This is a genomic window from Pseudomonas pichavaramensis (assembly GCF_050473265.1).
Classification (GTDB): Bacteria; Pseudomonadota; Gammaproteobacteria; order Pseudomonadales; family Pseudomonadaceae; genus Aquipseudomonas.
Map to the genome: position 1 here is coordinate 92,902 of NZ_JBJKFJ010000013.1, position 19,569 is coordinate 112,470.

The following is a 19,569-nucleotide window of genomic DNA, read 5'->3' on the forward strand; positions in this document are numbered from 1 at the left end:
TCGTGGCGGGCCGTGTCGACGGCCGGCATGGCGGACAAAGTGCGTCGATAATAACAGGGTCGGCGCTCGTTTCGCCGGGCCACGTTCGCCGTCTGGCGCAGAGTGGCATTGTCGGTTGCTTCACAAATTTGCCGCGAAGGCGGCATTTCGGTGCTTTATTTTGCCCGGCTGGAGCCGTCTGGCTTGCCGGCCAACGAGGCGACACGGAAACTGCGTCGATGCACACTCAATCGCTTGCCAAGAACAATCACAACGCTGTTGTCGACGATTTCTTCGTCCCCGAACTGTGCCAGCCGGAAGCACTGCTGAGCATGGTGTTGCTGGCTGAGCTGCTGGTGCTGGTGTTGGTACTGGCCGAACCGATGACGCCAGGTTTCGACTGGGTGCGCCTGGCGCTGACTTCGCTGTTCGTGCAGTGGATCGTGCTGCTGTCGGCAGCGGTCATGTGCCGGCTGCGCCCGCTGCTGGCACGCTTGCGTCCGGCGTTGGCGGGGGGGCTCTGTTGCATGCTGGTGGTATTGCTGACCCTGGGCTGCACGGCGGTGGCTGATCATTACCAGCTGGGTGGGCCGCTACCGCGCAGCGGTGAGGTCAATCTCTACCTGCGTCATGCCTTGATTGGCCTGATCATGTCCGCGCTGCTGCTACGCTATTTTTACTTGCAGAGCCAATGGCGTCGCCAGGAGCAGGCAGAGTTGCGTGCACGAATCGAGTCCTTGCAGGCGCGGATTCGTCCGCATTTTTTGTTCAACAGTCTCAACAGCATCGCCAGCCTGGTCACCCTCGATCCGGCAAAGGCCGAGCAGGCGGTGCTGGATTTGTCTGATCTGTTTCGTGCCAGCCTGGCCAAGCCCGGCAGCCTGGTGCCGTGGAAGGAGGAGCTGGAACTGGCTAAACGATATCTGTCGATCGAGCACTATCGGCTCGGCGAGCGTCTACAGTTGCAGTGGGAGGTCGAAGGTGTGCCGGAGGATCTGCCGATTCCCCAGCTGACCTTGCAGCCTCTGTTGGAGAATGCGCTGATCTATGGCATCCAGCCGCGAATCGAAGGCGGGCTGGTGCGGGTCGAGGCAGATTACCAGGATGGTATGTTCAGCTTGTGTGTCAGCAATCCGTATGAAGAGTGGGGCGAGCAGCAACCGTCACGGGGAACGCATCAGGCGCTGGGCAATATCGATGCGCGTTTAGCGGCACTTTTTGGGCCGCGCGCGAGTCTCAGCGTGGAGCGCCGTGACGGCCGTCACTACAGCTGTCTACGCTATCCTTGTGCGAGACTCACGCAGGAAGCCAGAGCAATATGAATGTCCTGATCGTCGATGACGAACCTCTTGCCCGCGAGCGCCTCAGCCGCATGATCGGTGAGCTCGAGGGTTATCGGGTCCTTGAACCTTCCGCCAGTAATGGTGAGGAGGCCCTGACCCTGATCGAAAGCCTCAAGCCGGATGTGGTTTTGCTCGATATCCGCATGCCCGGCCTCGATGGCCTGCAGGTAGCCGCCAGGCTGTGCGAGCGCGAAGCCCCGCCAGCCGTGATCTTCTGCACGGCTCATGACGAATTTGCCCTGGAAGCTTTCCAGGTCAGTGCGGTCGGTTATCTGGTCAAACCGGTACGTGCCGAAAGTCTGAGCGATGCGTTGAAGAAGGCCGAGCGTCCCAACCGCGTGCAACTGGCTGCCTTGACCCGGCCGGCTGCGGAAACCGGCGGCGGTCCGCGCACCCATATCAGTGCGCGCACGCGCAAGGGAATCGAATTGATCCCGCTGGATCAGGTGGTCTACTTCATTGCCGATCACAAGTACGTGACCCTGCGTCATGAAGGGGGCGAGGTGCTGCTGGACGAGCCGCTCAAGGCCCTGGAAGACGAATTTGGCGATCGCTTCGTGCGTATCCATCGCAATGCGCTGGTTGCCCGCGAGCGTATCGAGCGTCTGCAGCGCACGCCGCTGGGGCACTTCCAGCTGTTCCTGAAAGGGCTCGATGGTGATGCGCTGGTGGTCAGCCGCCGCCATGTGGCGGGTGTGCGTAAACTGATGCAGTCACTCTGACGCCCTGTGCTGCACGCCAGGGCGTCCTTGCCTTTACCGTGACCGACAACCCTGCGGCCGATGGCCGCCTGACAGCGCCCGGACTGGGTTAGCCTGTTATGATTCGCGGCAATCCGTTTTCTGGAATTGCCCCATGTCCCGCGAAATTCGCATCGCCACCCGTAAGAGTGCCCTGGCCCTGTGGCAGGCCGAATATGTCAAAGCCCGTCTGGAACAGGCCCATCCTGGCCTGAGCGTCACGCTTGTGCCGATGGTCAGCCGCGGCGACAAGTTGCTCGATGCACCGCTGGCGAAGATTGGCGGCAAGGGGCTGTTCGTCAAGGAGCTGGAAACCGCGCTGCTGGAGAACGAGGCAGACATCGCTGTGCACTCGATGAAAGACGTGCCGATGGATTTCCCCGAGGGGCTGGGCCTGTACTGCATCTGCGAGCGTGAAGACCCGCGTGACGCCTTCGTCTCCAATACCTTCGATAGCCTCGACGCGCTGCCGGCCGGCAGCGTTGTCGGCACCTCCAGTCTGCGCCGTCAGGCTCAATTGCTGGCGCGCCGCCCCGACCTGAAGATCCAGTTCTTGCGCGGCAACGTGAATACCCGTCTGGCCAAACTCGATGCCGGCGAGTACGACGCTATCATCCTGGCTGCGGCCGGCCTGATTCGTCTGGGCTTCGAAGAGCGTATCCGCAGTTCGATCAGCGCCGAGGACAGCCTGCCAGCCGGTGGCCAGGGCGCCGTGGGCATCGAATGCCGCAGCGCCGACAGCGACGTGCATGCCTTGCTGGCACCGTTGCACCACCCCGACACAGCGCTGCGCGTGACGGCCGAGCGGGCGCTGAACAAGCACCTCAATGGCGGTTGTCAGGTGCCTATCGCCTGCTATGCATTGCTGGAGAACGACCAGCTATGGTTGCGCGGCCTGGTCGGCCAGCCCGATGGCGGTTTACTGCTGCGTGCCGAGGATCGTGCTGCCAGCAGCGATGCCGAGGCGTTGGGCGTGCGCGTTGCCGAGGCGCTGCTGGCGCAGGGCGCGGATGCCATTCTCAAGGCCGTTTATGGTGAGGCTGGCCATTCGTGAGTGCCTGGCGCCTGTTGCTGACGCGTCCGGCTGATGACTGTGCGGCGTTGGCGCAGACGCTTGCCGAGATCGGCATCTTTGGCCACTGCATGCCGCTGCTGGCCATCGAGACGCTGGTGCAGACATCCGAGCAGCAGGACAGTTTTCGCGATCTGCAGCGCTATTGCGCGGTGATCGTGGTCAGCAAGCCGGCTGCCCGGCTGGGATTGGCATTGTTGCAGCAGTACGGCCCGTACCCTGCGCCGGTACAACCCTGGTTCGCCGTGGGCGCCGCGACCGCCGCGCTACTCGATGCAGCAGGCCTGGACAGCCATTACCCGCCGGCAGGCGACGACAGCGAGGCGCTGCTTGCATTGCCGGCGCTGCAGCAGGCGATTGCCTCCGTCGATACGCCGCGCGTGCTGATCCTGCGTGGCGAAGGTGGCCGAGAATTTCTCGCCGAATGCTTGCGCGGCCAAGGTGTGGCAGTCGACTATCTGCCACTATACCGACGCGCATTGCCGCAATACGCGCCAGGTGAGCTGGGTCGAAGGGTGCGGGCGGAACGCCTCAACGGCCTGGTGGTCAGCAGTGGGCAGGGGTTCGAGCATCTGCTGCAGCTGGCAGGCGATGACTGGCTGGCGTTGGCTCGGCTACCCTTGTTCGTACCCAGCCCGCGTGTTGCCGAGCAGGCGCGCAGTGCGGGTGCGGAAATCGTTGTGGACTGTCGTGGCGCCAGTGCCGCGGCCTTGCAGGCAGCTTTGGAGCAGTTTCCGGCTGCCGCCCTCTAAAAGGACGGATACGTGAGCGAAGCATCCACCCCGAATACGCCAGAAGAAAAACCGGCCAGCGAAGCCGTCGAACCTACCACCACTCCATCCGCGAAGGCCGCCGGTAAAGGCGTTGGCGCCGGCCTTGCCACCCTCGCCCTGTTGATTGGCCTGGCTGGTGCAGGTGCTGGCGGCTGGAGTCTCTGGCAATTGCAGCAGATACAGAGCCGAGACCAGCAGCAAGCAGCTGACCTGGAGCGCACCCGTGATGACAGTGCGAAGAAGGTCGACGAACTGGCGCAGCGTCTCGATTCGCGGCTGTCGGCTCTGCCCAGTGCGGCCGAACTGGATGAACGCCGTCGTCTTCTGGCCAGCGTGCAGAGCGATCAGCAGCGCATGAGCCAGCGCCTGGAGTCGGTGCTCGATGGTAGCCGGCAGGACTGGCGCCTGGATGAGGCCGAGCACCTGCTGCGCCTGGCCACCTTGCGCCTGTCGGCGCTGCAGGATGTTGCCAGCGCCGAGGCGCTGGTGCTCGCTGCCGACGAGATTCTGCGTGATCAGGACGACCCGGCCGCCTTCGGCGCACGCGAGCAGCTCAGTCGTAGTCTGGAAGCCTTGCGCACCACCGAACGACCGGACCGGGTCGGGCTGTTCCTGCAACTCGGCGCGCTGCGTGAACAGGCAGTGACGCTCAACCCGCTGGCGCCGGGTATGGAAGGGCAGGGTGATGTGCTCTCCGATCTGGCCGCCGAGGGTGACGGCAGTGCCTGGTGGAGCGATTGGCTGAAGGAGCTGTCGCAGTACTTCCGCATCGAGTTTGACGCCGACCGCAATGTGCGGCCGCTGCTGTCCGGGCAGAGCCTGTCGCAGGTTCGTCTGAGTCTGTCGCTGGCGCTGGAGCAGGCACAGTGGGCCGCGCTGCATGGTCAGACAGGTGTGTACCGGCAGTCGCTGAAGCAGGCCGAGGAGATCCTCGATGCCCATTTCAATCTGGACAACCCGGATAGTCGCGCGTTGCGTCAACGCTTCGCCGAGTTGGCCGATGCCAGTATCGAAGTCAAGGTGCCGGACTTGAGCGAGTCGCTCGATGCATTGCAAGCCTACTTGCAGCGCAAGCACGCGCAACGTCGGCAGGGGGCCGCTGCGGCCGGGGAGGCGCAATGAAACGCCTGATCTGGCTGCTGGTGCTGCTGGCCATCGCGGCAGGGCTGTACCTGCTCAGCCTGGCCATCCAGGCTGATCGCGGCTACGTGCTGTTCGCCTACAAGGGCTTCCGTTATCAATCCGGGCTGTGGGCCTTTCTCGGCCTGCTGTTGGCCGTGGTGGTGCTCTATTACCTGATCAAATGGGTGCTGCGCCTGTTCCTCGGCACGACTCGCCTGGCCAATCCCTGGTCGCGGCTGCATCGCAAGCGCCGGGTACGCCTGGCTTCCGAACAGGGCATGCTGGATCTGGCCGAGGGACGCTGGGCGCGTGCCCAGCGTCAGCTGACGCGTGCCGCCGAGGCCGACAGCCAGCCATTGATGTATTACCTGGGGGCCGCGCGTGCCGCCAATAAACTTGGCGAGTACGAGCAGAGCGATGCATTGCTCGAACGGGCGTTGAACAAGCAGCCTCAGGCCGAACTGGCCATTGCCCTGACCCATGCCGAACTGCAGCGTAGCCGTGGTGATAGCGATGCGGCGCTGGAGACGCTGCAGGCGATGCGTGAACGGCATCCGGGGCACCACCTGGTGTTGCGCCAGTTGCAGCGTCTGTACCTGCAGCGTCATGACTGGTCGGCTCTGCTTGGCCTGCTGCCGGAGTTGCGCAAGGAGAAGGCCCTACCCGCTGCCGAACTGGACGAGTTGGAGCGCGAAACCTGGCGTGGTCGCCTGGCTGATGCCGGGCTTGCCGGTCAAGGGCAAGCTGAAACAGCGCTGCAACCGTTGACCCAGGCCTGGCAGCAACTGTCCGCGTCATTGCGTCATGAGCCGGAGCTTATCGCCACCTATGTCGAGCAACTGCGTCGTCTGGGGGCCCAGGAAGAGGCGGAAGATGTCCTGCGCAGCGCCCTCAAACGTGGCTACGACAGTCGTCTGGCGCGCTTCTACGGTGTGCTGCGTGGCGCCGACCCCGCACGCCAGCTGCAGACGGCCGAGCTCTGGTTGAAACAACATCCGCAGGATCCTGCCCTGCTGCTGACCCTGGGCCGCCTGTGTCTGCAGAATCAGCTCTGGGGCAAGGCACGGGACTATTTCGAGACCAGTCTGAAGCTGGAGCGGCATCCGGAAACCTGCGCCGAACTGGCCCGCCTGCTGGCGCAACTGGGCGAGCTGGAACGCAGCAACCAGCTGCTGCTGGAGAGTCTTGGCCTGCTGCATCAGGGGCTGCCCTCGCTACCGCAACCGCAAGGTGCCAGTCTCTGATTCCTTGCGGCCGATTGCCGCGGCAGGCTTGTTGCCCTGACGGAACGCCGTTCCCGAGCGATGAATAGCCCGTTGCATGTCCATGGGCGCCTTGAAAGGCGCCCATGCTTTCCTCTACCGTACTGCCCTCGATTTCCCTCCCGGAGCCACCATGCACTTGGCCAGTCCGCGTCCCCTGTTTTTCCTGGCATTCATCGGCTGCGTGCTGCTGATGGCGGCTGCGCTTTATCTGGAACATGTCGTCGGGCTCGAGCCGTGTCCGATGTGCATATTGCAGCGCATCTGCATCGTGCTTTTCGCCGTGGTCTGCCTGGTAGCGACTGTACACGGGCCGGCTCGCCTGGGGCGGCGCGTTTATGCCGTGCTGGCGTTGCTGTTCGCCGTGGTTGGTGCGGCCACCGCAGGCCGGCAGATCTGGCTGCAGAGCGTACCGGCCGATCAGCTGGAAGCCTGTCTGCCGAGCCTCGAGTTCATGATGGAAGCCCTACCGATGCAGGAGATCGTGCGTCTGGTATTCCAGGGCAGCGCTGATTGTGCCGAAGTCAACTGGACCCTGTTTGGCATGAGCATCCCCGAGTGGAGCCTGCTCGGCTTCATCGGCATGATCGGTTTCTGCCTGCTGCAGCTACTGCGTCGCGATTGAGAATGCTTATTGTGGCAAGCCGCAGCATCTGTGGTTTGTGTATCAAACGCTCGTATGAAATTTCTCGTGGAGGTGCCTTGATGGTACCCGCCCACGAGCATAATCTGGCTCGCACGTACCGCCGGAAAAACGCCATTTTGCGGTTGCCTTCCCAAGCTCCTGCTGCGATTGACAGAAAATCGTCGGGAACGCTTTGACAGCGCCGCGTCGCGACGGCCGAACAATGGCCTCCAAGGATGGTTGGCCATAGAAAACGTCTCGGGAGCAGACGTATAACAGGCATTACCGATAAGGGAAGCGAGGTCTACCATGCTCGAGAGTTGCCAGAACGCACAGGAACGTTGGGGCGGGGTTCATCAACTGATTGATCGCTGGCTGAGTGAGCGTCGCGATCTGGTGCAAGCGTACAGTGCGTTGACCAAGTCACCACAGGCGCCGGCGGTGAACGCTGAAGGCCTGCTGGGCTTTTGCGAAATTCTGGTCGACTACGTATCGGCCGGGCATTTCGAAGTCTACGAACAGCTGACCAATGAGGCGAAGGCCTTCAACGATCAGCGTGGTCTTGAACTGGCCAAGCAGATTTATCCACGCATCGAGGCGATCACCCAGGTGGCGCTGGCATTCAACGACCGTTGTGACAACGGCGACTGCCGCGACAATGCGTCCCTGATTGCGGAACTCGATCGCCTGGGCCAGTTGCTGCATGAGCGTTTCGAGCTGGAAGACTGTCTGATCGAAGTGCTGCACAACGCTCATCAGGAGCAGGCTGCCGAAGTCGTTTGAGTTTTGCAGCCATCTGCGCGCGAGGGAGTCAGTCCGTCACGTCGAGCAAGCGCAGATCGAACACCAGCGGCGCGTAAGGTGGGATCAGATCACCCGCGCCTTCTTCCCCATACGCCTGAGCTGATGGAATCACCAGGCGCCAATGCGCCCCTTTCGGCATCTGCAGTAGCGCACTGCGCCAGCCGGCAATCAGGCTGTCCAGGCGAAACCATTGCGGCGAATCGCTTTCGTCGAACAGGCTGCCGTCCGCCAGCGAGCCTCGGTAGCTGACCTGTACTCGGCTGCGCGGGTTGGGCTTGGGGCCGTTTCCGGCACTCAGCTCGGTTATCAGCACACCGTTTTCCAGTGTCCGCACATTGGCGCGGCGAGCTTCTTCGGCAAGAAAACGCTGTTCCGCCTCGATTGCCGGGGTATGGCGCTGTGGCGAGGCTGCGATGCGCGCTTCGTATTCGTCCAGCAGTTGTTCGATGCGTGCAGCATCGAGTCGCAGTGGCTTGCCGTCGTACGCCTGGCGCAAGCCTTCGATCAGGTCGCTCAGTGGCAGGTCAGGTACCTCCTGCTGCAAGCGTTCGCCGAGTCGGGCGCCCAGGCTGTAGGCCAGATCCTGCTGATGCTGGTCGGCCTGCGCACTGAGGCTGCAGCAGATAGCGAGGGTGGCTAGTACGGCGCGGCTCATGGCGATGTCTCCCGGTCAGAGTGGCTGCTGTGCACAGCGGAGCATGGCGATTATGCCAGTGCCTGCCGACATCTGCAGGGATCGCCAATTGGCCTATGGCGGGGCTTCGCGCGTACGTCTAGTATGGGCGCATCCACATCCGCCAGGAGGCGCGCCATGTCGGCCAAGAAGAAGTCCGTAAGTACCCCGTTGCACCTGCTGCACCAACTGTCTGCCAGCCTGCTCGAACACCTTGAAAATGCCTGCTCGCAAGCGCTGATCGATGCTGAGAAGCTCCTCGCCAAACTGGAAAAACAGCGTGGCAAGGCTCAGGAAAAACTGCACAAGGCCCGCAGTAAAATGCAGGATGCCGCCGTGGCCGGAAAGGCCAAGGCGCAAGCCAAGGCCAAGGATGCAGTCGCCGAGCTGGAAGAATTGCTTGATTCGCTCAAAGCCCGTCAAGGTGAGACTCGCACCTATATCGCCCAGCTCAAGCGTGACGCTCAGGAAAGCCTGAAGCTGGCGCAGGGCGTGGGCAAGGTGAAGGACGCCGCGGGCAAGGCACTGGATGCACGTGAGGCCAAGGCCGCGGCCCCGGCAGCCAAGCCGGCGAGCAAAGCTGCCGTTGCGAAGAAGCCTGTTGCCGCCAAGGCACCGGTGAAGAAGGCGCCTGCCAAGGCGGCCTCCAGCAAGCCTACAGCAGCCAAGCCGGCCGCGCCGAAAGCTGCGGCCAAGCCAGCAGCAGTTAAACCCGCCGCCAAACCCGCAGCTAGCAAGCCTGCAGCGAAACCGGCGGCTGCCGCCAAGCCCGCGGCGAAACCAGCAGCCAAGCCTGTTGCGCCGAAGGCGCCTGCAAAACCAGCGGCCAGCAAACCAGCGGCTAAACCTGCTGCAGCCAAACCCGCTGCCAAAGCTGCGCCTGCCAAGCCGGCAGCGAGCAAAGTTGCGGCCAAGCCTGTCAGCAAGCCAGCTGCGAAGAAGCCCGCAGCAGCCAAACCAGCCGCTAAACCTGCAGCCAGCAAGGCCGCGGCTAAGCCGGCGACCGCCAAGGCTGCTGCGCCCAGCGCTGCGCCGGCTGCACCCGCTCCGGCAGTACCTGCCGCAGCGGAAACGCCGAGCGCGTCCTAGGCGCGTTTGATGGCGTCGCGCAGCACCTGCAGCGCGGCGCCATTGCTTGCCAGCAAAGGCGTCAGCCAATCGTCTGCGCTTTCTCCGCCGGGCCATTGTTCGGCCGCGCTCTGCAATCTCTCCAGCAGCACTTGTTCGGCTTGCAGCTCCAGCTTCTTGAGCTGCTCACGCAGGCTCGCCAGCTCTGTATCCTGGCATGCCGTGGTGCGCCACGCGCGGCGTAGCTGGCGCAGGGGGGAGACCACCTGGCCCTGCCACGACGCTGCGACCCCCTGCAGTGTGTGCAGGCGTTCATCCATATAGCGCACGCCCCTTTGCTGCAACCAGGCCGCAGTCAACAGCAGGCAGACATCGCTACCTGATTCCTGCAGTTCCAGGCAGGCCTGCTCCACGCCGGGGGCGGAGTAGAGTTTAAGCGCGAAATTCCACAGTTCCTGCACGCGGCCTCCGAGGCGATTTGATAGACTCCGCGGCCATTATGATCCGACTCCAGAACCTCACTCTACAGCGCGGTCCGCAACGTCTGCTCGAAGGCGCGGAACTGACTCTGCACGCCGGCCAGAAGGTCGGTCTGATCGGTGCCAACGGCGCCGGCAAGTCCAGCCTGTTCGCGCTTCTGCGTGGCGACCTCAGCCCCGATGCCGGCGACTGCCGGTTGCCGGCGGACTGGCGTATCGCCCACATGCGCCAGGAGGTCGATACCCTCGAACGCCTGGCGGTGGACTACGTGCTCGACGGCGACGTGCACCTGCGCGCGATCCAGGCCGAACTGGCCGCTGCCGAGACGGCTCACGACGGTGCCGCCATCGCCCGCCTGCACAGCGAGCTGGACAGCGCCCAGGGTTACAGCGCCGATGCCCGCGCGCGCAAGCTGCTCGCCGGCCTCGGCTTTACCAGCGAGCAGATGGACAAGCGCGTCGGCGACTTCTCCGGTGGCTGGCGTATGCGCCTGAACCTGGCGCAGGCGCTGATGTGCCCGTCCGAACTGCTGCTGCTCGACGAGCCGACCAACCACCTCGACCTTGACGCCATCCTCTGGTTGGAAGAGTGGCTCAAGGGCTACCCCGGCACCCTGCTGCTGATTTCCCACGACCGTGACTTCCTTGATGCCGTGGTTGACAACGTGGCGCATCTGGAACAGCAGAAGCTGACCCTCTACCGCGGCGGCTACTCGGCCTTCGAGCGCACCCGTGCCGAACGTCTGGCGCAACAGCAGCAGGCCTTCGAGAAGCAGCAGGCGCAGCGTGCGCACATGGAAGATTTCATCCGCCGCTTCAAGGCCAAGGCGACCAAGGCCCGTCAGGCGCAGAGCCGCATCAAGGCGCTGGAGCGCCTGGAAGAGCTGGCCCCGGCGCATGTCGATTCGCCGTTCGACTTCGCCTTCCGCGAGGCCGACAAGGTTTCCAGCCCACTGCTCAATCTCTCCGAGGCGCGCCTGGGTTATGGCGACAAGACCATCCTGGAGAAGGTCAAGCTGAGCCTGGCGCCCGGCGCCCGGATTGGTCTGCTCGGCCCCAACGGCGCCGGTAAATCGACCCTGATCAAGACCCTGGCCGGTGACCTTTCCGTGCTCGGCGGCGAGCTGGCGCGCGGCGAGAACCTCGCCATCGGCTACTTCGCCCAACACCAGCTCGACTCGCTGGATGCCAAGGCCAGTCCGCTGCTGCACTTGCAGCGCATCGCCCCGGGCGAGCGCGAGCAGACCCTGCGCGACTTTCTCGGCGGCTTCGACTTCCGTGGCGAGCGCTGCGATGAAGTGGTGGTCAACTTCTCCGGTGGCGAGAAGGCGCGCCTGGCCCTGGCCCTGATCGCCTGGCAGAAGCCCAACCTGCTGCTGCTCGACGAACCGACCAACCACCTCGATCTGGAAATGCGCCTGGCCCTGACCATGGCCCTGCAGGACTTCGCCGGCGCGGTGCTGGTGGTCTCCCACGATCGTCACCTGCTCAAGAGCACCACCGACGAGTTCCTGCTGGTGGCCGACGGGCGCATCCAGCCGTTCGAAGGGGATCTGGACGACTACGCGCGCTGGCTGGTGGATTTTCGTGCCCGTCAGCAGCCAGTCAGCAGCGCCGCGCCGACCGCAGACAAGACCGACAAGCGCGCCCAGCGCCAGGCCGCCGCCGCGTTGCGCCAGCAACTGGCGCCGCACAAGAAGCAGGCGGACAAGCTCGAACAGGAGCTGGGCAAGGTTCAGGAACAGCTCGCCGCGGTGGAAACCGCGCTGGGTGACAGCGGCATCTACGAGGCAGCGCGCAAGGATGAACTGCGTCAGCAACTGGCCGAGCAGGCCCGCCTCAAGGCCCGTGAAGCCGAGCTGGAGGAAGCCTGGCTGCTGGCCCTGGAAACCCTGGAGGCGTTGCAGCAACAACTGGAGGAAGCCGAGTGATGGAACAGCTTGAGTTGCTGATGGCATGGCGTGATCCCTTGCTGCGCGCCGGTCAGGTGTTGTTGATCATCCTTCTGGCCTGGATGGCCCAGCGTATTCTGACCCGCGCCATCAGCCGTCTTGGTGCGCGCTACAGCCTGTTGCCGCCCGAGGTGCTGCAGCCACTGCGTGGCCTGGTGCGCTGGGTGATCATGGGCAGTGCCCTGCTGATGGTGCTGGAGCGCCTCGGCGTTTCGGCGACGGTGCTGTGGACGGCGCTTACAGGTTTCACAGCAGTGGCAGCGGTGGCTTTCTTCGCCATCTGGAGCGTGTTGTCGAACATGTTCTGTGCGTTGCTGATCTTCACCATGGGGCCGTTTCGCATGGGCGACACCGTGGAGGTCATCGAAAGTGCCGACAAACCAGGTGTCAAAGGCCGGGTGATCGCCATCAATCTGTTCTACACCACCCTGCAGGATCTCAGTGAAGACGCCGCAGGCGCCCTGCTGCAGGTGCCCAACAGTCTGTTCTTCCAGAAATCGGTACGCCGCTGGCGCTGAGCGACTGGTCGGCGCGTTGGTGCAGGAGTAGGCTGTCTGTCCTTTCCCTGACTTCAGCTTTTCGAGGTACGCATCATGGCTCTGGAAACCTGGCTCGCATTCTTCGTCGCCTGCTGGGTGATCAGCCTGTCGCCAGGTGCTGGTGCCGTGGCTTCGATGTCTGCCGGCATGCAGTACGGCTTCTGGCGTGGTTACTGGAACGCGCTCGGCCTGCAGCTCGGTCTGGCACTGCAGATTGCCATCGTCGCCGCGGGCGTGGGCGCGATCCTGGCCACCTCGGCCCTGGCCTTCAGCATGATCAAGTGGTTCGGCGTGGCCTACCTGCTGTTCCTCGCCTACAAGCAGTGGGTCGCCCTGCCCAGCGATCTGGATACCGGTGCGGCCGAGCGCCCTATTGGCCGGCCACTGACTCTGGTACTACGTGGTTTCCTGGTCAATTTCAGCAACCCCAAGGCGATCGTCTTCATGCTCGCGGTGCTGCCGCAGTTCATCGATCCGCATGCGCCGCTGGTGGCGCAGTATCTGGTGATGGGCGTGACCATGATCACCGTGGACCTGATCGTCATGGCCGGATACACCGGGCTGGCTTCGCGCGTGCTGCGGGCGTTGCGCACGCCCCGTCAGCAACGGGTGATGAACCGCAGTTTCGCCACGTTGTTCGCCGCTGCTGCCGGTCTGCTGGCGACGGTCAAGCGCGCGGCTGTCTGAGTTCCGGATCTGGCCGCTGGTGAGCGGCCATTTGGCGGATTGTTACCAGATATTTCAAATTTTCCTTGTCTGAGCAGGGCAGGGCGGCAACAATTAATGTCATCCATTCGCGTTTCGGAATGCATTGATGAGTCGTTATCGTTCCCTGCTTTCTTGCTTGCTGCTGCCCTTGCTGGCGTTCAGCAGCTTCTGCGCCCTGGCGGAGCCGCTCGAGGGGGCTGCGCAGGCCCTGCACATGCTCGGCTACATCGGAGCCGATTATCCCGCCACGGTCGCTGAAGGCCAGGTGGTCGACGCTGGCGAATACCGCGAGCAACTGGAGTTCATCGGCGTGTTGCAGGGGCTGGTTGTCGCATTGCCGGCCAAGGCCGAACGTGCCGAGCTGGAGCAGGGCATCGCCGACCTGCAGCAAGCGGTCGAGCAGCGCCAACCCGGTGAGCAGGTCGCTCACCAGGCCCGTCAGCTCAGTGCCCGTCTGGCCGAGCTCTATCAGGTTGCGCAGACCCCCGTACTGACTCCGGACCCCGAGCGCGGTGCGCCGCTGTTCGCCCAGCACTGCTCGGTCTGCCATGGTGAAACCGGTGCCGGTGATGGCCCCGCAGGTATCGGTCTCGAGCCGCCGCCGTCCAATTTGCGTGATGCTGCGCGACTGGACCGGTTGAGCCTCTACGATCTCTACAACACGCTTGGTCTGGGGATCGAAGGCACCGACATGCCTGCCTTCGCCGACCAGCTCGATGAACGTCAGCGCTGGGACCTGGCTGTCTATATCGCCGGTTTCACCGCGGCTCCGGCAGAGGGCGGCGCACCTTTCGCGATGCGCGAGCTGGCCGGGCGCACCCCGGCGGAAATTGCCGCAACAGGTGGCGACGTTGCGGCCTTCCGCGCCCAGCGTGCCCATCCTGTGCTTGAGCAGCGGGGGCCGCAGCAGTTGATCGGTTACACCCGCGAGACCCTGACACACAGTCTGCAGGCCTACCGCGATGGCGACCGGGAGCAGGCCTATGACCTGTCCGTGGGCGCCTATCTTGAAGGCTTTGAACTGGTCGAAAGCGCGCTGGACAACCTTGACGCTACGCAGCGCAAGACTACCGAGCGCGCCTTGATGGCCTATCGTCAGGCGCTGCAGGATGGCGCCAGTGTCGCGCAGGCGGCTCAGGTACTGGAGCTGGCCAAGGTGGAGCTGGACAAGTCCGCAGCGCTGCTGAAAGACGGCGCAATGGATGACAGCCTGAGTTTCTTCGCCAGCATGCTGATTCTGTTGCGTGAGGGCCTGGAGGCGATTCTGGTGTTGGCGGCGATTCTCGCCTTCCTGCGCAATACCGGTCAGCAGCAGGCTGTGCACAGTGTGCATGTGGGTTGGGGCCTGGCGCTGCTCGCCGGCGTCGCCACCTGGGCGGTGGCGGCATACGTCATCGATGTCAGCGGCGCTCAGCGCGAGCTGCTCGAGGGGGTTACGGCGTTGTTCGCCAGTGTGGTGCTGCTGTGGGTCGGCGTGTGGATGCACGACCGCCGTCATGCAGCCGCCTGGCAGGATTACATCAAGAGCAGCCTGGTCGGCGGCGGTGGCCGTTTCGGCTTCGCCGTACTGGCGTTCTTCTCGGTATACCGCGAGTTGTTCGAAGTCATTCTGTTCTACGAAACCCTCTGGCTGCAGGCCGGTCCTGCCGGACATGGCGCCGTGTTGGCCGGTGCGGCCGCGGCGCTGGTGGTGTTGATCGGCCTGGCTTGGGTCATCCTGCGTGGCTCGCGCAAACTGCCGCTGGCGACCTTCTTCGGCGTCAATGCCGTGCTGCTCTGCGTGCTCTCGGTGGTCTTCGCTGGGCATGGCGTGGCTGCACTGCAGGAAGCCGGTGTGCTGGGCACCCGACCTGTACCGTTCTTCGAGTTCGACTGGCTGGGCATTCACGCCGATGCCTGGAGCCTGTCGGCTCAAGGCCTGGCTCTGGCTGGTATCGCGTTGCTTTATGGACGCAGCTTGCTGGGCGAGCGTCGGCGTCTGGCCGAGCAGGGCTGATGACGTGATTCGGGGGCGGTTTCGCCGCCCTCCTTGCGTCATAGCGTGAACCGCCGCTACGACAGAGCCACTCAGTGCACCTAGGCTGATTTCAAACCCTCTGCCGAGTGCGCGCATGTCCTCCTCCATCCATTCCACTCATTACGCCGACAGTCCCGACCTGGCGCTGGCCGCGTTGCGCCATCCGCCCCTGGAACAGGCGTTGTCTGCGGCCTGCGCCCAGCTCACCGTGCAGGAGGCTTTCCTCGCGGCGCTGCGTGACCCGGCCATTGGCCCGCAACCGCGGCTGTTGCTGGCCGTCTCCGGTGCAGACCAGAGTGGCCAGCGGCGTCTGGCGGCGCTGGTCGCTGAGCTGCTGCCGGATGAGGTCGAACTGGATCTGATCGAGCTGGCCGACGACAACCTGTCGCGTGCCGTGCGCGAGCGCTGCCAGCCGTTCTACAGCGCATGATTCGCTTGCCTGCTGGCATACTGCGCGTGAGTTCTACGATGAAAGGTGCTGCATGCGCGTATGGATCGACGCCGACGCCTGCCCTCGGGTGGCGCGGGATCAGGTAGTCAAGTTCGCTCTCAAGCGAGGCTTCGAAGTGGTGTTGGTGGCCGGGCAAGCCGTTGCCCGGCCGAACTTCGCCTGTGTGAAGCTGATCGTGGTGCCGAGTGGGCCGGATGCTGCCGACGATCATCTGGTCGAACATGCCGTGCCGGGCGAGCTGGTGATCTGCAGTGACGTGCCACTGGCCGACCGTCTGGTGAAGAAGGGCGTGGCGGCGCTCGACCCGCGCGGTCGCGAGTTCGACGAGCGCAACATGGGCGAACGTCTGGCGGTGCGTAACCTGTTCACCGATTTGCGTGAGCAGGGCCAGGTCGGTGGCGGTCAGGCGCCCTACTCGGAGAAGGATCGCCAGGCCTTCGCCAATGCGCTGGATCGTATCCTGACGCGCTTGAGTCGATAAGCGTCCCGAATGACCTCTGCGGGAGGCGCTTCAGCGGCGAGTCGAGGTGGAGCCAGTCGCGGCTAAAGCCCCTCCCACAGTGTGGGGCGTCGCTATCCGCATAGATAGGTTCCGGTGCCAACCGCCACCAGTACGCCTTCGTCGTTATGCAGTTCCATGCGGATCACCGCGACCTTGTTGCCGGCGCGTAATGGCGTCGCCATCGCCGTGAAGCGTTGGCCGCGGCCAGGGCGCAGGTAATCGATGCGCAGGTCGATGGTGCCGAGCTTGGACAGCTTGTTCATGCGCTCGGCCGCAGGTAGATGCTGGTGGTTGGCGAAGGCGCCGATCAACGCCATGGCGCCACCGCAAACGTCGAGCAGTGAGGAAATCACCCCACCGTGAAGGATGCCGTGGACGAAGTTGCCGATCAGCTCGGGCTTCATCGGCAGGTGCATGGTGACCCGCTCGAGGCTCAGCTCATCCAGCTCGATACCGAGCACCTGATTGAAGGGTATGCGTTGGAAGAAACTGGCTACCGCCTGTTGCAGCTCAGTGTCCAGGGTGAAGGTGTCTGACATGCGCGGTGGCTCCGTCGATCGGTGCCTGTCACGCTGACGCAGCCTGATGGTTTTGGCCAGAGGCAATGCCGGACTGCCTTGAGCAATGGCCGGATCGACCTGTCGCGATGCCGCACAGTCGCGACCAGACGCGTAGCCCGGATGCTATCCGGGGAGCGGTTGGCTGGGGAGGGCGGCTGGGGCTGTGGCGGCACATCCTGTGGGAGGCGCTTTAGCGGCGATTGTCTGTCGCGGCTAAAGCCCCTCCCACGGTTTGTTCCGGGTTTCTCTGCCGGGCATTGCGCGGCTGATGCTCCGGATCAGTGGTGGGTCAGCTCCAGCACACGGTCGACCATCTTGTTGATGCCCGAGGCGGCTTCGGCGATGGATTGGGCGAGCATGTAGGCCGGCGTGGTCACCAGCTTGCGCTGACTGTCTTCGATGATGTCGCTGACCTCGCATTCATGGTGCTCGGCGCCCATCTGGGTCAGGGCTGCGGCGGTGTCGTGATCGCTGCCGATGGTGCAGACCACGCCGGCACCGAAGATCTTGGCTGCCAGGGCCGGCGCGATGCACATCAGACCGACCGGCTTGCCGGCATCGGCGAAGGCCTTGCAGGCAGCCAGCACGTCCGGCTGCACGCTGCAGCCGGCGCCACTGGTGGCGAAGTCCGATAGGTTCTTCGCCACACCGAAGCCGCCCGGCAGGATCAGCGCATCGAAGGCTGCCACGTGCAGCTCCCTGACGTCCTTGATATTGCCGCGGGCGATACGCGCGGATTCCACCAGAACGTTGCGCGTCTCGTTCATCTCGTCGCCGCTGTAGTGGTCGACCACATGCAGCTGCGCCACGTTGGGGGCGAAGCACTGCACCTCGGCGCCGCGCTGATCGAGGCGCAGCAGCGTGATCACGCTCTCGTGGATCTCGGAACCATCGTAGACGCCACAGCCGGACAGAATCACAGCCACTTTTTTGTTCATGCTCGACTCCTGGTGAGGGAAAACACGCCTCTGGGGGTGGGCGCGGGTGTTAGTAGTTTCTGGGGTGTCGCCAAATGCCGCTCGGGTTGTCATCTGCCGCCGCGAAGCCTGGCGAGGCTGCGCATAGGATGAATAACAGCCCACTTCCGATACAAGTACAACGATATGGCGCAGTCATGAATTACGTTCTCTACGCGGTGCCCTTCTTCTTCCTGCTGATCGGCCTGGAGCTGCTTGCCGATCGCTGGCGCGGTATGCGCAGCTATCGCCTGGCCGATGCTCTGAACAGTCTCAGTGCCGGCGTGCTGTCACAGGCCACCGGCCTGCTGACCAAGGTGGTTGGCCTGCTCACCTACGCCTTCGCCTGGGACCATCTGGCGTTACTCGAGTTGTCCGCAAACAGTCTCTGGGTATGGATCTTCGCCTTCGTCTTCTACGACTTCTGCTACTACTGGAACCACCGCCTGGGCCATGAACGCAACGTGCTCTGGGCTGCGCATGCGGTGCATCATCAAAGTGAAGACTACAACCTCTCCACTGCGTTACGGCAGACCAGCACCGGTTTCATCTTCGGCTGGATCTTCTACCTGCCGCTGGCGCTGGTTGGCGTACCGCCGCTGGTCTTTCTCACGGTAGCCGCCCTGAATCTGCTGTATCAGTTCTGGGTACACACCCGGCATATCCCCAAGCTGGGTTGGCTTGAGTGGTTGCTGATCACGCCGTCCAACCACCGGGTACACCATGCGCAGAATCCTATCTACATGGATCGCAATTACGGCGGTGTGTTCATTGTCTGGGATCGAATTTTCGGCACCTTTCAGGAAGAACTCGACGAGGAGCCGGTGATCTTCGGCGTCACCGTACCGCTGGCCAGCTGGAACCCGCTATGGGCCAACCTGCAGGTCTATGCCGGTCTCTGGCATGACGCAAGACGAACCAGCAGCTGGTGGGACCGCTTGCGTATCTGGTTCATGCCCACCGGCTGGCGCCCGGCTGACGTCGCCGCGCGGTATCCACAGGCCAAGGCGGACCTAAGCAACTTCCGCAAGTTCGATGTGCCTCTGGGCCGCGGCGCACAGTTCTATGCCCTGCTGCAGTTCGTCTGTTATCTGCTGGCGGGGGTGTGGCTGCTGGCGCGAGGCGAGTCGTTGGCCATGGCGGCCATACTGCTGGCCTGTCTGTGGATGGCCCTGGGGCTGTGCAGCATTGGCCTGTGGCTGGAGAATCGAGCGTTTGCCGTGCGCCTGGAATGCCTGCGCCTGGCACTCAATCTGCCGGTGTTTTGGCTGGCGCAGGTGCTGGGTGCGTTGACCTTGGATGGCGCAGGCTGGATGTGCCTGGCCGCCTACAGCCTGGCCAGCCTGCTGGGTATCTGGCTGGCGCGCGGCTTAGCCGCGCCGGCGCTGACGCCACCGGTATAGCCAGGCGAGCGAAAGCAGCAGCACGACGCCCGCGAGCAGGAGAACCTGATAGTGGCGCAGTTCGTCGAGCAGGCCGCCCATGGCATTGCCCAGGCTGTAGGCCAACAGGCTGATGCCACCCGCCCAGACGCCAGCGCCGATGGCGTCGAGCAGCAGGTAGCGTGACCATGAATAGCCGGACAGGCCGATGGTCAGCGGCATCACCGTACGCAGCCCGTAGAGAAAGCGAAAGCACAGCACCCACATATCCGGATAGCGCCTGATCAGGCTGCTGGCGCGCTCGCCCAGCGGCTGCCAGCGCGGCTTGCGTGCCAGCAGAGCACGGCCATGGCGACGGCCGAGGTAGTACCACAACTGGTCGCTGGCGAAGGTGCCAAGAAAGGCACACAGCGCCACCCATTCGATCTCCAGTACGTCGCGCACGGCCAGGTAGGCAGCCAGCAGCAGCGAAACTTCGCCTTCGAGGAAGGTGCCGAGAATCAGCGCCGGGTAACCGAACTGCTGTATCAGGTCATTTAGCATTGGATGAGTTCGCGCAAGA

Annotated in this window: 21 protein-coding genes; 16 read left to right on the top strand and 5 right to left on the bottom strand. The window is 63.7% G+C overall.

Going from position 1 to position 19,569, the window contains the following annotated elements; genetic code table 11:
* Nucleotides 1-218 precede the first annotated feature (218 nt).
* The 8 genes from ACJRW5_RS19930 to rsd all read left to right on the top strand — a co-directional run bounded on the left by ACJRW5_RS19930 (nt 219) and on the right by rsd (nt 7,699).
* Nucleotides 219-1,301, top strand: coding sequence for a sensor histidine kinase (locus ACJRW5_RS19930; RefSeq protein ID WP_484572227.1), 1,083 nt, complete (start codon nt 219-221; stop codon nt 1,299-1,301).
* Nucleotides 1,298-2,044: a LytR/AlgR family response regulator transcription factor gene (locus ACJRW5_RS19935; protein WP_484572228.1), complete on the top strand. Its 747-nt coding sequence runs from the start codon at nt 1,298-1,300 to the stop codon at nt 2,042-2,044. The genes ACJRW5_RS19930 and ACJRW5_RS19935 overlap by 4 nt, the downstream gene beginning before the upstream one ends.
* 133 nt (nt 2,045-2,177) lie before the next feature.
* Nucleotides 2,178-3,116, top strand: a complete 939-nt coding sequence (hemC, locus tag ACJRW5_RS19940) for a hydroxymethylbilane synthase (RefSeq protein ID WP_484572229.1) — start codon at nt 2,178-2,180, stop codon at nt 3,114-3,116.
* A complete protein-coding gene (locus ACJRW5_RS19945) occupies nt 3,113-3,886 on the top strand; it encodes a uroporphyrinogen-III synthase (RefSeq protein ID WP_484572230.1) in 774 nt (257 codons plus the stop codon). The genes hemC and ACJRW5_RS19945 overlap by 4 nt, the downstream gene beginning before the upstream one ends.
* A gap of 12 nt (nt 3,887-3,898) precedes the next feature.
* Complete coding sequence (locus ACJRW5_RS19950; protein WP_484572231.1) at nt 3,899-5,029, top strand: uroporphyrinogen-III C-methyltransferase; 1,131 nt, start codon at nt 3,899-3,901, stop codon at nt 5,027-5,029.
* The gene (locus tag ACJRW5_RS19955; RefSeq protein WP_484572232.1) at nt 5,026-6,273 is read left to right on the top strand and encodes a heme biosynthesis HemY N-terminal domain-containing protein; all 1,248 of its coding nucleotides are present in this window, start codon (nt 5,026-5,028) and stop codon (nt 6,271-6,273) included. The genes ACJRW5_RS19950 and ACJRW5_RS19955 overlap by 4 nt, the downstream gene beginning before the upstream one ends.
* A gap of 151 nt (nt 6,274-6,424) precedes the next feature.
* Nucleotides 6,425-6,916, top strand: coding sequence for a disulfide bond formation protein B (locus ACJRW5_RS19960; RefSeq protein ID WP_484572233.1), 492 nt, complete (start codon nt 6,425-6,427; stop codon nt 6,914-6,916).
* A 309-nt stretch (nt 6,917-7,225) separates the two neighbouring features.
* Nucleotides 7,226-7,699 carry a sigma D regulator gene (gene rsd, locus ACJRW5_RS19965; RefSeq protein WP_484572234.1) on the top strand — a complete coding sequence of 158 codons (474 nt, stop codon included), beginning with the start codon at nt 7,226-7,228 and terminating at the stop codon, nt 7,697-7,699.
* A gap of 28 nt (nt 7,700-7,727) precedes the next feature.
* Here rsd and ACJRW5_RS19970 read toward each other — a convergent pair whose 3' ends face one another.
* Nucleotides 7,728-8,375 (bottom strand): FKBP-type peptidyl-prolyl cis-trans isomerase, encoded by a 648-nt coding sequence (locus ACJRW5_RS19970; RefSeq protein WP_484572235.1) that lies wholly within the window; start codon nt 8,373-8,375, stop codon nt 7,728-7,730.
* A gap of 156 nt (nt 8,376-8,531) precedes the next feature.
* On the opposite strand from ACJRW5_RS19970, the gene ACJRW5_RS19975 reads away from it, so the two are divergent.
* Nucleotides 8,532-9,482: an AlgP family protein gene (locus ACJRW5_RS19975; protein WP_484572236.1), complete on the top strand. Its 951-nt coding sequence runs from the start codon at nt 8,532-8,534 to the stop codon at nt 9,480-9,482.
* Here ACJRW5_RS19975 and ACJRW5_RS19980 read toward each other — a convergent pair.
* Nucleotides 9,479-9,922, bottom strand: coding sequence for a TIGR02444 family protein (locus tag ACJRW5_RS19980; RefSeq protein WP_484572237.1), 444 nt, complete (start codon nt 9,920-9,922; stop codon nt 9,479-9,481). The genes ACJRW5_RS19975 and ACJRW5_RS19980 overlap by 4 nt on opposite strands.
* 38 nt (nt 9,923-9,960) lie before the next feature.
* Between ACJRW5_RS19980 and ACJRW5_RS19985 the strand changes: the two genes are divergently transcribed.
* The 6 genes from ACJRW5_RS19985 to ACJRW5_RS20010 all read left to right on the top strand — a co-directional run bounded on the left by ACJRW5_RS19985 (nt 9,961) and on the right by ACJRW5_RS20010 (nt 16,088).
* Nucleotides 9,961-11,871: an ATP-binding cassette domain-containing protein gene (locus ACJRW5_RS19985; protein ID WP_484572238.1), complete on the top strand. Its 1,911-nt coding sequence runs from the start codon at nt 9,961-9,963 to the stop codon at nt 11,869-11,871.
* Entirely contained in the window at nt 11,871-12,410 is a 540-nt protein-coding gene (locus tag ACJRW5_RS19990; RefSeq protein ID WP_484572239.1) for a mechanosensitive ion channel family protein, read from the top strand. Before ACJRW5_RS19985 ends, ACJRW5_RS19990 begins: the two co-directional genes overlap by 1 nt.
* 75 nt (nt 12,411-12,485) lie before the next feature.
* Complete coding sequence (locus ACJRW5_RS19995; protein WP_484572240.1) at nt 12,486-13,118, top strand: LysE family transporter; 633 nt, start codon at nt 12,486-12,488, stop codon at nt 13,116-13,118.
* A 127-nt stretch (nt 13,119-13,245) separates the two neighbouring features.
* A complete protein-coding gene (locus ACJRW5_RS20000; protein ID WP_484572241.1) occupies nt 13,246-15,135 on the top strand; it encodes an FTR1 family protein in 1,890 nt (629 codons plus the stop codon).
* A 115-nt stretch (nt 15,136-15,250) separates the two neighbouring features.
* Complete coding sequence (locus ACJRW5_RS20005; protein WP_484572242.1) at nt 15,251-15,586, top strand: enhanced serine sensitivity protein SseB C-terminal domain-containing protein; 336 nt, start codon at nt 15,251-15,253, stop codon at nt 15,584-15,586.
* A gap of 52 nt (nt 15,587-15,638) precedes the next feature.
* Nucleotides 15,639-16,088, top strand: coding sequence for a YaiI/YqxD family protein (locus ACJRW5_RS20010; protein ID WP_484572243.1), 450 nt, complete (start codon nt 15,639-15,641; stop codon nt 16,086-16,088).
* Nucleotides 16,089-16,180: 92 nt separating this feature from the next.
* On the opposite strand, the gene ACJRW5_RS20015 is transcribed toward ACJRW5_RS20010, so the two are convergent.
* Together ACJRW5_RS20015 and elbB are read right to left on the bottom strand one after the other, a co-directional pair.
* Nucleotides 16,181-16,648 carry a thioesterase family protein gene (locus tag ACJRW5_RS20015; RefSeq protein ID WP_484572244.1) on the bottom strand — a complete coding sequence of 156 codons (468 nt, stop codon included), beginning with the start codon at nt 16,646-16,648 and terminating at the stop codon, nt 16,181-16,183.
* A gap of 299 nt (nt 16,649-16,947) precedes the next feature.
* On the bottom strand, nt 16,948-17,607 hold the full coding sequence (gene elbB / locus ACJRW5_RS20020; RefSeq protein ID WP_484572245.1) for an isoprenoid biosynthesis glyoxalase ElbB: 660 nt from the start codon (nt 17,605-17,607) through the stop codon (nt 16,948-16,950).
* Nucleotides 17,608-17,783: 176 nt separating this feature from the next.
* On the opposite strand from elbB, the gene ACJRW5_RS20025 reads away from it, so the two are divergent.
* Nucleotides 17,784-19,028: a sterol desaturase family protein gene (locus tag ACJRW5_RS20025; protein ID WP_484572246.1), complete on the top strand. Its 1,245-nt coding sequence runs from the start codon at nt 17,784-17,786 to the stop codon at nt 19,026-19,028.
* Here ACJRW5_RS20025 and ACJRW5_RS20030 read toward each other — a convergent pair.
* Nucleotides 18,996-19,550 carry a DedA family protein gene (locus tag ACJRW5_RS20030; RefSeq protein WP_484572247.1) on the bottom strand — a complete coding sequence of 185 codons (555 nt, stop codon included), beginning with the start codon at nt 19,548-19,550 and terminating at the stop codon, nt 18,996-18,998. The genes ACJRW5_RS20025 and ACJRW5_RS20030 overlap by 33 nt on opposite strands.
* Between the last annotated feature and the right edge of the window lie 19 nt (nt 19,551-19,569).